At 56.1% G+C, this 13,061-nt stretch carries 9 protein-coding genes and 1 tRNA gene; 2 read left to right on the plus strand and 8 right to left on the minus strand.

What is annotated here, in order from left to right; translation table 11 throughout:
* Positions 1-80 precede the first annotated feature (80 nt).
* Both kdsA and K3G63_RS09710 read right to left on the minus strand, forming a co-directional pair.
* Positions 81-905 (minus strand): 3-deoxy-8-phosphooctulonate synthase, encoded by an 825-nt coding sequence (gene kdsA / locus K3G63_RS09705; RefSeq protein WP_220613942.1) that lies wholly within the window; start codon positions 903-905, stop codon positions 81-83.
* Between the two features lie 137 nt (positions 906-1,042).
* Positions 1,043-1,645, minus strand: coding sequence for a methyltransferase domain-containing protein (locus K3G63_RS09710; RefSeq protein ID WP_220613943.1), 603 nt, complete (start codon positions 1,643-1,645; stop codon positions 1,043-1,045).
* Positions 1,646-1,758: 113 nt separating this feature from the next.
* On the opposite strand from K3G63_RS09710, the gene K3G63_RS09715 reads away from it, so the two are divergent.
* A complete protein-coding gene (locus tag K3G63_RS09715) occupies positions 1,759-2,706 on the plus strand; it encodes a hypothetical protein (RefSeq protein WP_220613944.1) in 948 nt (315 codons plus the stop codon).
* A 79-nt stretch (positions 2,707-2,785) separates the two neighbouring features.
* Here the strand turns inward: K3G63_RS09715 and cphA are convergent, their stop codons facing one another.
* From cphA to K3G63_RS09745, 6 genes are all read right to left on the minus strand, one after another.
* Positions 2,786-5,413 carry a cyanophycin synthetase gene (gene cphA / locus K3G63_RS09720; RefSeq protein WP_220613945.1) on the minus strand — a complete coding sequence of 876 codons (2,628 nt, stop codon included), beginning with the start codon at positions 5,411-5,413 and terminating at the stop codon, positions 2,786-2,788.
* A gap of 275 nt (positions 5,414-5,688) precedes the next feature.
* Positions 5,689-5,759: transfer RNA gene (locus K3G63_RS09725), tRNA-Cys, on the minus strand.
* A 301-nt stretch (positions 5,760-6,060) separates the two neighbouring features.
* Complete coding sequence (gene rpsA / locus K3G63_RS09730) at positions 6,061-7,881, minus strand: 30S ribosomal protein S1 (protein WP_220613946.1); 1,821 nt, start codon at positions 7,879-7,881, stop codon at positions 6,061-6,063.
* A 520-nt stretch (positions 7,882-8,401) separates the two neighbouring features.
* Positions 8,402-8,854, minus strand: coding sequence for a TM2 domain-containing protein (locus tag K3G63_RS22785; protein ID WP_259404399.1), 453 nt, complete (start codon positions 8,852-8,854; stop codon positions 8,402-8,404).
* A gap of 491 nt (positions 8,855-9,345) precedes the next feature.
* Positions 9,346-10,410, minus strand: a complete 1,065-nt coding sequence (locus K3G63_RS09740) for an acyl-CoA desaturase (RefSeq protein ID WP_220613947.1) — start codon at positions 10,408-10,410, stop codon at positions 9,346-9,348.
* 159 nt (positions 10,411-10,569) lie between these two features.
* Entirely contained in the window at positions 10,570-11,838 is a 1,269-nt protein-coding gene (locus K3G63_RS09745) for an RsiV family protein (protein ID WP_220613948.1), read from the minus strand.
* A gap of 141 nt (positions 11,839-11,979) precedes the next feature.
* On the opposite strand from K3G63_RS09745, the gene K3G63_RS09750 reads away from it, so the two are divergent.
* Positions 11,980-12,840, plus strand: coding sequence for an alpha/beta fold hydrolase (locus K3G63_RS09750; protein WP_220613949.1), 861 nt, complete (start codon positions 11,980-11,982; stop codon positions 12,838-12,840).
* Positions 12,841-13,061 lie beyond the last annotated feature (221 nt).

Genomic DNA, 13,061 nt, shown 5'->3' on the forward strand with positions numbered 1-13,061 from the left:
TGTGTATAAGAGACAGGTGTTCATGGGTGTACTACATCCATGAACACGCCCCGCGCCGGGTAAAGGTCTAGAACAGCTACCTACCGGATGGCTTCGCGCACCCGGGTGAGCTTTACCAGCAGATCCTCCAGCCGGTCGAGGGCCAGCATGTTGGCTCCATCCGACTTAGCGGTAGCAGGCGTGGGGTGGGTTTCAATGAACAACCCATCCGCCCCTACGGCAATAGCAGCCTTGGCAATAGTTTCAATGAGTTGGGGCTTGCCGCCCGTCACGCCGCTGCTTTGGTTGGGCTGCTGCAGAGAGTGGGTTACATCCATGACTACGGGTACGCCAAACTCCCGCATTACGGGCAGGTTGCGAAAGTCTACTACCAGATCGGAGTAGCCGAAGGAATTGCCCCGGTCCGTCAAGATGACGTTTTCGTTGCCCGACTGCTTGACCTTGTCTACAGCAAACTGCATGGATTCCCCGCTGAGAAACTGGCCCTTTTTTACGTTCACCACTTTGCCGGTTTTGGCGGCAGCAATCAGCAAGTCTGTTTGTCGGCACAGGAAAGCCGGAATTTGCAGCACGTCTACGTACTCGGCGGCCAGTGCGGCTTCTTCCGACTCGTGAATGTCGGTGACAGTAGGCACCCCGATTTCGCGGCCTACCTTCTGCAGAATGCGCAAAGCCTTTTCGTCGCCGATGCCGGTGTAGGAATCCAACCGGGAGCGGTTAGCCTTGCGGTAGGAGCCCTTGAAAATGTAAGGAATCTGGAGTTTATCGGTGAGGCGGCGGACCTGCTCGGCAATGCGCAGGGCCATGTCTTCGCCCTCAATTACGCAGGGACCCGCCATCAGAAAAAACTGGCCGGAGTTGGTGTTGCGGAAGTGAGGCAGAACGTTGGCGAGGGCTTCAATCATGGGAAGTAATGAGGTAACAAGTGGTAGTAGAAGGGCGAAGTAGGAAAAGATAAACCCGCGAGAGCATGAAATTGAACAAGCAGCGGCTACGGATTTTCTTACCCGCTTCCTTCACCTCTGCGTTGCTCTTCTACCCCCTACGTTCTTTTCAAACAGATAAACAGCTCCCGCCCCTGGCGTGGAGGCAGCGAGTTGGTGGCAGATTCAAAGTGCACAAACGTGAAGTACGGCGCAAAATAGCCCCGATATTCTTCGCCTGAGCCCCCAAAGGGCGGGCCGGGCTGGCTGAACTCCGTGTCGAAGAGCAGCCCCATGAGCGTACCACCCGGCCGCAGCAGCCGCGCGCACTGCTGGGCGTACGCCGGCCGCAGGGCTGGATTCAGAGCGCAGAAAAAGGTTTGCTCCACGATAAGGTCAAACGGTGGGGTGGGCTCCAGCTGAAAAAAATCCTGCTGGAGCAGGTGCTGCGGCGGGAAATCCGGCACGCGCTGGCGCAGGCTTTGCAGGGGCGCAGCCGCTAGATCGGCCACCCACACGTTGGGCCAGCCCTGGTCGTGCAGGTACTCGGCCTCGTAGGCGCGGCCGGCACCCGGAATCAGGATGCGGCGCGCGTCGGGCGGGCCTAACTGCCTGAAATAATCCAGCAGGGGCGGCGTTATACTGCCCGTATCCCAGCCAGTTTGGCCAGTCTTGTAGCGCTGCTGCCAATACGCGGCATCAAGTAGCAAATCCGGGTGCATATTGTGGCAGGGTTGTACCTTCGGCACTTGCCTGGGTACGGAACTCCGTTATTTTTGCCCTAAAGGTACTACCTGCGCCCGGACTCCCCGGGCTTCACTTAACCCCTCTCGCTATGGAACAAGACCAGAGCCCCGAGCCGAAGAACAACAACCGCGTCCTCCTGATTGTGGCCCTGATTCTGGTGCTGCTTGGCATCAATGGCCTGCTTTTCTACATGAACCAGCAGAAAGCCAAGCAAAATGAGCAACTCCAAGCCGATGTGGTAACCAAAGATGCTAAGCTGGAGGAACAGATTAAACAGTATGAGGCGCTGAAAGCTGATTACGAGCGCCAAAGCCAGGAAGTGCAGGGCATGGGCCTGGCCAACGATTCCCTGGAGGCCAAGCTGGCCCAAATCAACGCCGACCTGCTGAAGCTGCGCTCCTTCCGGGCCGGCAGCTTCAGCATTGCCGAGCAGCAGCGTTTCAAACAGCGCGCCGCCAATTTTGAGTCGCAGCTGCGGAAGAAAGACGAGGAAATTGCCCAGTTGAAAGCGGATAACGAAGCCCTCTACACTGAAACTACTACCCTCAAAGAGCGCCAGAATAAGCTTACCGACACCATTTCTACGGTAGTACGCTCCAACCAGGAGTTGAGCGAGAAGGTAGCCGTGGCCTCGCGCCTGCAGGCCGAGAACATCCGGGTAGGCGTGGTTAACAGCCGTGAGAAAGAGAAGTCCGACGACGACAACGAGTTCAAAGCTAAGCGCGTCGAGAAAATCAAGGTAACTTTTAACCTGGCCCGCAACGACGTGTCGCCGAAGGAAACCAAGCAGATTTTGATGCGTCTGATTGAGCCCGACGGCGCGGCCCTCTACAACCTGAGCACCGGCGGCGGCACCTTTACCATTGATGGCGCCGAGGCCTTCTATACGGCTAAGCAGGACATCGTTTTCGATAACACCCGCCAGCCCGTGCAATTCCTCTACGCCAAGGGGGCCGGCTATAAAACTGGCCTGCACACCGTAGAGCTATACGAAGGCGGCGTGATGATCGGCAAAACCACTTTCACGCTGAAATAATACGCCTGCTATTTTCAGCTACCAAAAAGCCCCGCTGTACTCTACAGCGGGGCTTTTTGGTAGTCCTCAGATATCTTTATTACGCAATAGAGGCCTCAAACTCGTCGAGCTTCTTGAGCGTGGCTTTGATGTTCTCGGTGAGCAACACCACTACCGCACCCTGAGGGGCCGTAGCCAGCACGTGGTCAATGGCGTCCATTTCGTTTTCGATGTAGGTAATGGGCAGATCGGGGGCATCCAGGCGCAGACCACGGGTCATGATTTCCTGTAGCTCCTCGGCCGTTTTGCCGCGTAGGTCCCGGTCCTGGCGCAGAATCACCTCATCGAAAATGCGGCCGGCGACGCGGGCAAAGCTCAACGTGTCCTCGTCGCGCCGGTCACCCAGCCCCGATACTACCCCAATCTTGCGGGTAGCCTCGGTAGCGTTCAGAAACTCCGCAAATTTCTCGATGCCGTGAGTATTGTGGGCATAGTCGACGATGACCTCAAAGGCCGGGAACTTGTAGAGGTTCATACGGCCCGGCGTTTTGGCCGCCGACGAAACAAAGGTGCGCAGGGCTTGCTTGATGTCGTCCTTGTCGAAGCCGTAGCAGTAGCAGGCCAGGGCCGCCGCCAGGGAGTTTTCAATGTTGAACGTGGCCCTACCCCCAAACGTGATGGGAAACTCCGAGGCCCGGTCAATACGCAGCTTGTAACTGTTTTTATAGATGGTGATGTAGCCTTCTTCGTACACAGCCGCCAGTCCGCCGTTTTCGGCGTGCTCCCGTATGCGGGGGCTGTGCTCATCCATGCTGAACAACGCCACCCGGCACTCCAACTTCTCACGCATGGCGTACACCAGGTCGTTATCGGCGTTAAGCACGGCCCAGCCGTTCTTACTTACCGTGCGGGGTAGCACGCCCTTCACGGCGGCCATTTCCTCCACCGTGTAGATGTCGCGCAGCCCCAGGTGGTCGGCAGCTACGTTGGTTACTACGGCCACGTCGCAGGTGTGGAAGCCCAGACCCGAACGAAGCATTCCCCCCCGGGCCGTTTCAAGCACGGCAAAGTTCACGGTGGGGTCTTTCAGCACAAACTCGGCGCTCTGTCCGCCGGTACAGTCGCCGCTTTGCAGCTGTACACCCTGAATGTAGATGCCACTGGTGGTAGTGTGCCCTACCTTATACCCCTTGGAGGATACAATATGCGAAATCAGTTGAGTGGTAGTGGTTTTACCGTTGGTACCCGTAATGGCAATGATGGGAATGCGGGCCGTGCTGCCCGCTGGGAACAGCATGTCCACCACCGGGGCCGCCACGTTGCGGGGTAAGCCTTCGGTGGGCGCTACGTGCATGCGAAAGCCCGGGGCAGCATTCACCTCGATGACGGCCCCGCGGGTTTCATTCAGCGGAATGGCAATGTCGGAAGTCAGCAGGTCAATGCCGCAGATATCCAGCCCGATGATGCCGGCCACGCGTTCGGCCAGCAGCACGTTGTAGGGGTGTACCAGGTCAGTAACGTCCGTGGCGGTGCCGCCAGTGCTGATGTTGGCCGTGCTCTTCAGGTAGACCTGCTGCCCGGCCGGTAGCACCGAGTTCAGAGTCAGGTCGTGGGTTTTCAGGATGTCGAGGGTGTGCTGATCGGCCTTGATGCTGGTCAGCTCCTTTTCGTGACCAATGCCGCGACGAGGGTCCTCGTTTACTTTGGCAATGAGCTGCTGGATCGTGCTGTTCCCGTCACCGGTAACGGCGGCCGGGGTGCGCTTAGCGGCTGCCACCAGCTTGCCGTTTACCACCAGCAGTCGGTAATCGTCTCCCTCAATGAACTGCTCCACAATAACGGCGCGGGAGTACTTTTGGGCGGCTTTCAAGCCTTCCACTGCGTCTTCCCAGTTCATGATGCGAATAGTGGCTCCTTTGCCGTGGTTGCCGTCCAGAGGCTTCGTTACGATAGGAAAGCCTAGTTCCTCCACCGCATCACGCAGCCCGTCCTCCGAGTAGACTGTGGTACCGTAGGGCACTGGTACGCCCGCATCCTTGAGCATGGCTTTGGTGCGGTTCTTATTGCCGGCCACTTCCACGCCCGCGTGAGAGGTATAGCTAGTGGTGGTTGCCCAGATGCGCTTCTGGTTGACCCCGTAGCCCAGCTGAATAATGTTGCTGTTTTTGAGCTGGATGTACGGAATATTGCGCGAGGCAGCCTCGGCTACAATGCTATAGGTACTGGGACCAAAGAACTCTTCTTCCCGGATTTCGTGCAGCTCATCAATGATAGGCTTCAGGTTAACGCTCCGGCCCTGGCATAGATCTTCCACCAGTTGCACAGCTGCCTCGGCGGCTACGCGACCAGCCCGCTCTTCCTGGTAGCTGAATACGACAAACTCCACCCCTTCCTGATGGGCCGGGTACGACTTACCCCAGAAGACAGGCATTCCGGCCGTGCGCTGCAGAGCTAGGGCTACGTGCAGAATTACATGCCCCAGCGGCTCCCCGTCGACCAACTGTTCTTCCGTGAGCGGAGGATGCTTAGCCGAGGTTTTCTCCGTATCCGTAGGCTGGGGCTGAGCTAGCTCTGGCAGTAGGTTGGGCAACTGCTCGGCTAAGGCCGGTACGCTGTTCGACCAGGTCTCAGCTAAGTTCTGCAAGTCTACTTTCATCACGATAAGCTTGTGATGCTTGACAGACCAGTAGCTAGGGCCGCGCATAGTGCGCAGGTCAATGATTTTCATGGGAGGGGCGGAAAAGAGTACGTATGTGCGCGTTTTACGCGGGAATGAAATGTAGGGATTATGCCGGTAGAATCATTTTTTTACCATTCTCCGCTGTAAAAAGTACAGAAGCATCATTTTCAGACAGAATGATGGCGAAAAAATACGTCTCTTGGCTGAGTTATATGCTGTTTGAATGTAAACAAGCTGTGCACTTCTCAAAGGCCGTAAAATGCAAAAACCCCGGTCGGGGCTAATCGACCGGGGCACTGGGTACTCTGAAAACAGGAAAAAAGAGGTGACGAGCGGATTCGAACCGCTGTAGGAGGTTTTGCAGACCTCTACCTAGCCACTCGGTCACGTCACCAGTGGTTTTGAGGATGCAAACATACGCCTTAATCCTAGCTCTGCCAAGTCAGGCAACGTATTTTCATCTAGCACAGAGGTAACTAACTGGATTAGTGCAAGAAATTTTATAGTCACTACTCACCTTAAAGCACAAACGGTACTACTATTCCAAGCGGAGTAGGAACCCCGGAGTACCCAGGTAAAGAGCTGAACTTCTCGCTGTCGGCTGAATACCGGTATTTCTGCTACCCCTTACCACAACGAAAAGGCCCCGGATTGCTCCGGGGCCTCTTGTTTGGTCAGCCAATAGGCTAGCGAAATTACTCGCCGCCTTGCTCGTTGCCCAGCATCTTGTCGCGCAGAGCCGACAGAGCGTCCAGGTCACCGAGGGTCGACTTCTCAGCCTTCTTCAGGTCGGCCACTTTGCCTTCGCCTTGGGTAGCAGCAGCGCCGGCGGCGCCAGCGGGCTTCTTCTTAGCGAACTTGGCAGCACGGCTGTCTTCTTCCTGCGCCTGGTTGAACACCGCGGTGTGCGACAGCACGATGCGACGGTCATCTTTCGAGAACTCAACCACGCGGAAGTCCAGCGTTTCGCCGTTTTCAGCGTTGCTGCCGTCTTCCTTCACCAGCGACTTCGGATAGGCGAAGCCTTCGATGCCGTACGGCAGTTCGAGCACAGCGCCACGGTCGTTTTTCTCGGTGATGGTAGCCTTGTGTACCGAGCCAGGGGTGAACACCGTCTGGAACGTATCCCAGGGGTTTTCTTCCAGCTGCTTGTGACCCAGGGCCAGACGACGGTTGGCTACATCCAGTTCCAGCACTACCACGTCCAGACGGTCGCCTACCTTCACTACTTCCGAAGGATGCTTGATCTTCTTGGTCCATGACAGGTCGGAAACGTGCACGAGGCCATCAACACCTTCTTCCAGCTCTACGAACAGGCCGAAGTTGGTCAGGTTGCGCACCAGACCGTTGTGGTTGGTACCTACGGCGTACTTCGTAGCGAAGTCACCACGGGTCCACGGATCTTCGGTCAGCTGCTTGATGCCCAGGCTCATCTTGCGGTCTTCGCGGTCGAGGGTCAGGATTTGAGCCTCTACTACGTCGCCCTGCTTGATGAAGTCCTGCGGGTTACGCAGGTGCTGGCTCCACGACATTTCGGAAACGTGGATCAGGCCTTCTACGCCAGGGATGATTTCCATGAACGCACCGTAGTCGGCAACGTTCACAATGCGGCCTTTTACTTTCGAGCCTACGCCCATGTCGGCGGGCAGCGAATCCCATGGGTGGGGAGTCAGCTGCTTCAGACCGAGGCTGATACGCTTCTTGGCTTCGTCGAAGTCCAGAACTACGATGTTCAGCTTCTGGTCGAGCTGCAGTACTTCGCTCGGGTGAGCGATGCGGCCCCACGAGATGTCGGTAATGTGCAGCAGACCGTCTACGCCGCCGAGGTCGATGAACACACCGAAGTTGGTCATGTTCTTGATAACGCCCTCGAGGATCTGACCTTTTTCCAGGTTGTTGAGGATGGCTTCGCGCTGCTTCTCGAGGTCTTTCTCGATGAGGACTTTGTGCGAAACTACCACGTTGTCGAAAGCAGCGTTGATTTTCACCACTTTCACTTCCATACGACGACCAACATAGATGTCGAAGTCACGGATGGGCTTCACGTCAATCTGCGAGCCGGGCAGGAAGGCCTCTACGCCGTCCAGATCCATGATCAGACCACCTTTGGTGCGGCGCTTCACTACGCCTTCCAGAACAGTATCGTTCTCCAGAGCGTCGTAAATAGCTTTCCAAGCCTGCTTGATCTTAGCCTTCTTGCGGCTCAGGATCAGCTGACCGTTCTGGTCTTCCTGATCCTCAATGAACACCTCCACCTCGTCGCCCACTTTCAGCTCGGGCAGGTCGCGGAATTCGGAGAGGGGCACCAGACCATCGGATTTGAAGCCGATGTTCAGGATTACGTCGCGGTCAGTGATGCCCACCACGGTGCCTTTGATTACTTCTTCCTCCTGGACGGTGTTCAGCGTGCTGCTGTACATCTGCTCCATCTCAGCGCGCTGCTCCGCGGTGTAGTTGCCACCGAAAGCATTAGCCGAGACGTTGTCCCAGTCGAAGTTGTCTACTACTTCTGCCATGATATAGCGAATGACCCTCGTGTACACGTCCGGCGCAGGGCCCGCCTCCGGAACGCGTTTTTGTTTGATACACAGCACCAAAGCGCCGGCCTCGCCACCCTGGCGGGGCGGCAAAGATACAGAAGTTAGAGGAGAGTTAGAAGTGCCGGAGGGCTTTCTACCGAGTACAGCTACAATCAGTCCGGAATCAGGGCAACAGCTGCGTCGAATATCTTGGATTACTTCCGCTTGCCCCCATTGCCTTCAAGAAAAGCATCGGCTGGAAAGAGAACATAAACACACAGGCTATTTCACTTATTCATGCCATAACCCAGCTACCGGCTTTACGAATTTCGGGTTTTAGGCCATAGCCTAATGTGTTTCTAGCTGCTCGTTATAGGCCACCTCATGCTTCTGTTCGTGTATTCTGACCCGCTGCTACTAGCGGATTGCTGAAGAGCTAGCTGTGTATTTAACCCAAACAAAAATCCCCGCTTGTTATCACAAGCGGGGATTTTCAGTTCTAGCTCACTACGAAAGCTTAGATTTTCTTGGTATAGTCACCGTTTTTGGGTTTCAGGCTTCCTGTCAGGATACGTACCAAGTCAATAATAACTAGGATGAAGCCAATTAGAATGATGCTCAGGAAAATCTGCAGAATACCTTTGCCAATGTAGCCCAGGTAGAAATCATGCACACCTAGACCACCCAGGAAGAAGCAAAGCAGCGCAGCTACAATCTGGCTTTTTCCCTCGTCGTTAGGAGCAGCGGCACGAGCTTTTTTGGAAGCTTTGTGCATGGCTTTGATGGTCGCCTTAGCCTCTTTTACTTCGCTGGCAGTGGGCGTTACTGTTTTCGTAGTGGTAGTAGAAGCGCTGTGCTTCTTCGTGTACGCTGCATACGTGTGAGTAGCTTTAGCAGCGGCAACCGGAGTTACAGCAGGCACCTCAGCTACCGAAGCAGTTAACTCCTCTGTAGCCGGGGCAGCTGTCATATCAGCCGCCTCAGCAACGGGAACAGAAACTATACGGCTGGCGGTAGTACCGTGATAGGCGCTGCTAGCTTGGCGAAAGCTATAGCTCTCTTTGCTGCAGGAGGCCAACGTCAGAGCCACAAAACCAGCTGACAATAGCGTGGAAAAGTTTTTCATGAGGGGAAACATAAAAGGGTAAAATAAAAAAGGTAAAGCGCTCTGTGATAAAACGACAACAAATAGCCTTGTAGTCGATTTGCACGCTAATATTAAACCTTTTGCCCCTGTAACCTGTTTAAGCGCCCGTTAATTTTTTCAACCAGAAAGCGCCTTCTCCCTAAATAACTGTATTTCAAAATATTAGCCACGCATTTATTTCACAGAGTCTTTTGGTGCCTTGCTGCTGTTATGAGGGCTATCATAAAAAAGTATGGCGGCTAAATCTGAACCACTATGGTTCAGATTTAGCCGCCATACTTATAAGGCCATACGGTTGAAAGCTAGTAAAGACCTTACCCCCTACCCAACTCCCGCAGGTGCGCCACGTGCGAAGCCACCGCGTAGCGCATTTTGGGGTACTCGTTGTACTCAATGCCGAACTCCTCACACATCTGCCGGATGATCTTGTTCAGGGCGGGGTAGTGGACGTGGGAGATGTTGGGAAACAGGTGGTGCTCAACCTGGAAATTGAGGCCGCCCACCAGCCAGCTGATGACCTTGTTATCGGTAGCGAAGTTGGCGGTGGTTTTGATCTGGTGAATGGCCCACTCGTCCTCAATCTTGCGAGTGGTTTCGTGGGGCACTACAAAGCTGGTATGCTCCACAGTGTGGGCCAACTGAAACACAATGCTCAGGGTAAAGCCCGCTACCGCCATGAATACCAGGAAGCCGACCAGCCACGCTACGAAGCCGGTGGTGTAAATGGGCAGGGCCACGAACAGGCCCAGGTGCAGCACTTTGAAGCCCCAGAACACACCCTGGTCCGAAGCCGTCATCTTCTTGATGGGCATCTCCCCGATTTTGCCGCGGAAATACTTCTGGTAGTCCATGTAGAAAATCCAGGCGATGAAGAGCAGGGCGTAGAAAAACCAGAAGTACAGGTGCTGGAAGCGGTGGAGCTTGCGGCGGGGCTGCTCGGGGCTGAGGCGCAGCCAAGGCTGGGCGTCCAGGTCGTCATCTACGCCTTCCACGTTGGTGTACATGTGGTGAATGAGGTTGTGCTTCATATTCCACATGAAGGAGTTGCCGCCCATCACGTTTAGGGTAAACGCGGCAAACTGATTAATCCACTTGCTTTTGCTAAAGGAGCCGTGGGCACCGTCGTGCATAACGTTGAAGCCGATGGCCGCGCCGATGAAGCCCAGCAGGGCGCACTCCGCTACCCCCAACAAAGCCGAGGGCGTCCAGAACACGAGGTGCAAGTACACAGCCACGAAGGCGGCCGTGAGCAGGCAGGCTTTAAAGAGCAGGCGCTTGCCGCCGGTGGTGGACTTGCCGGCTTCCTGAAAATAGGCATTGGTGCGGCGCTTCAACTCTTGGTGAAAGGAGCGCGAGGCCGCGAATTTAGGTGCTTGCATAGGGGGTGGTGAGGAGAAACTACTGCAAAGATACCGGTTCTGCTGCCCTTGCTAGTGACTTGGCCCGGAAAGGCGAGATTTTATACCTCGTGGGTACTGGGGCCGGTAGGCACCACAGTGATGCGGCCTCTTCTCTAAGCTTACTGGCCTGAACTTCGTTCATTTCCGGACTACCTCTCCCCCGCCGGACAGCGGCAACTTGGGCTGCAGCAAGGGCCGCAGAGCCGAGAGCGGCACAAATACCCGGATTTCACCCTGGGCGTAGGAGGCCACCTCGTAGGGAGCATACACAAACACGGCTCCGCCACTGGTCAGGTACACATTGGAGGTAGCGGGCAGCGTGTTTTCAAACAGCGCGTCGGAGAGCGGTTGGTTGGGCTTTAGACCAAGAGCGGGACGTGCATAACGACCCAGTAGCTTTTCCAGCTGGGCTTCGGTGCCGGGTCGGAAAATATTGGCGGAGCGCAGGGGCCGGCCAGTGCGGGCATCGTAGCTGCAGACAGTAGTGCCGTAGTTGCCGTGGGCCCCACCCCCGTAGTAGTAGCCAAAGTACCCAATGCTCAGCAAGTCACCATCATTCCAGAGCACATAGGTGCTGGCTTGGTCTTCGTAGCGCAGGGTAGCAAACGGGCGGTAGCTGCTCGTGTCTGCTTCCAGCTCCGTTAGCATAGAGCCGGCTTCCTCCTGATAATCTTTGGTAAAGCTGTTCAGCTGCTCTTTCCAGAGAGCTTCCAGAGCAGGAACGGGCTGGGTATCGAGGGTGTCGCCGCGGAGGCCGCGGAGCAGGTTATCGGCCAGGACCTCTTTCGCGGGCCCCGAAACCGGGACCAGCGCGTGCAGGGAAATACGGCCAGCAATGGTATCCTGCGGATGATCGGGGCGAGGCTTCACGTTGGCCGCGAAGCTCCGCGACACAAATTGTACCCCTCGCGGGGGCTGCACCAACCGCAGTTGCACGGGCCGGCCGGCGCGGGTGCCCACCAGCAGGTTGCCCTGCGCACGCAACAGCCACGACGCCCCGTTCCGGTCAGCATCCAGCACTTCGGCGCTTACTTCGCGCACGTTCAAGCTGTCGGTGCCGGCGGGAGTGTCGCCGGCTAGCTCATAGGGATGCCCGTCGGCCGCGGAGTAGAATCCTGCTAACCTTCCCAGTGTCGATTCGCCGGGTGAGGCAGGCAGGCACTGCAGGTGCACCGTAATGCTGTCTGATGAGCCGGGTAGCACGCCCCGGTACTGGCGGTACCAAGTGCCAGGGGAGTTGGCGGGCGCGGCAGGGCTGGTCAAGACGGGTGGGCCGGCGGTCTGGGTAGCCTGGGTAGCCGAAGAATCAGAGTGGGAGTTACAGGCGGGCAACAGCAGGGCGGCGATGGTTACTGCCCCGGGACCACACCACCCCGCAAGCGAACGAAGAAAGAAGGGGAAGCTCATCCGCCAAAGAACGCAGAATTTGGCTTTGTGGTCTGGGGCGTGCAACATCTTGGCATAAGCGGGCCACCCAGGGAAGCTCAGGCGTATGTAGGCACACAGTTTCTCCGATATCCATACCAACCACCTCTTTCTTTCCTGATTATGAGCTACATTAAAGTAGGCCAAGATGCTAATGGCGAAGACGTAAAACTTCACTACATCGACCAAGGTACTGGCAACCCTATTGTGTTGATTCACGGCTGGCCCGCCACCTACGAAATGTGGGAATATCAGCTCGCCGAGCTGCCCAAGCACGGCAATCGGGTCGTAGCGTATACCCGCCGTGGCTTCGGCAACTCCTCTAAAACCTGGGAAGGCAACGACTACGATACCTTCGCCGAGGACCTGAACGCGGTGCTGGAAACCCTGAACCTGCAAAATGTGACGCTGGTAGGCTTCTCTATGGGTGGCGGCGAAGTGGCTCGCTACATGAGCCGCTACGGTGGAGCCCGCGTGGCGCGTGTAGCCTTTGTATCAGCCGTAACGCCCTTCCTGCTCAAAACCGACGACAACCCCGACGGGGCCGATAAATCGGTGTTTGATGACATGGTTGAGAATATCCGTAAAGACCGTTTCGACTTCCTGCAGAGCTTTGGCAAGAAATTCTTCGGTGTGGGCACTATCAAGCACCCGGTAAGCCAGGCTACGCTGGATTGGATGCAGTCGATGTGCCAGCTGGCTTCGCCCCGTGCTACCGAGCAGTGCGTGTACGCCTTCGCCGCCACCGACTTCCGCCAGGATTTGGCTACCCTGAAAGTTCCTACCCTGGTTATTCACGGCAGCAGCGACGAAACCGTGCCACCAAAAAACAGTGGGGAACGGATGACCCAATACGTGCCGCACGCCCAGTTTATTGAGTACAGCGGCGCTCCGCACGGCCTGTTCGTAACCGAAAAAGAGCGCCTAAACCGCGACCTGCTGGCCTTCGCCAGCGGTGGTACGGTAGATAGCAGCTCCTACTAATACCAAAGCCTGCTGAATAGGCCTAAGTAAAAAGCCGTCCCTGAAACCAACATAGTTTCAGGGACGGCTTTTTACTTAGGCCTGGCTTAACTCAATGAGAAGCCCCTACCTACTAAGGTTTGGCAAGCGTCAACGAAATCCGCCGATTGGCGAGGTCGGTCACGTTCAACTCGTAGGTGTACTTACCGGCTTTCAAGGGCGTTTCTCCTACGTAATCTATC

The sequence above is a fragment of the Hymenobacter sp. HSC-4F20 genome, from assembly GCF_019599275.1.
GTDB lineage: Bacteria > Bacteroidota > Bacteroidia > Cytophagales > Hymenobacteraceae > Hymenobacter.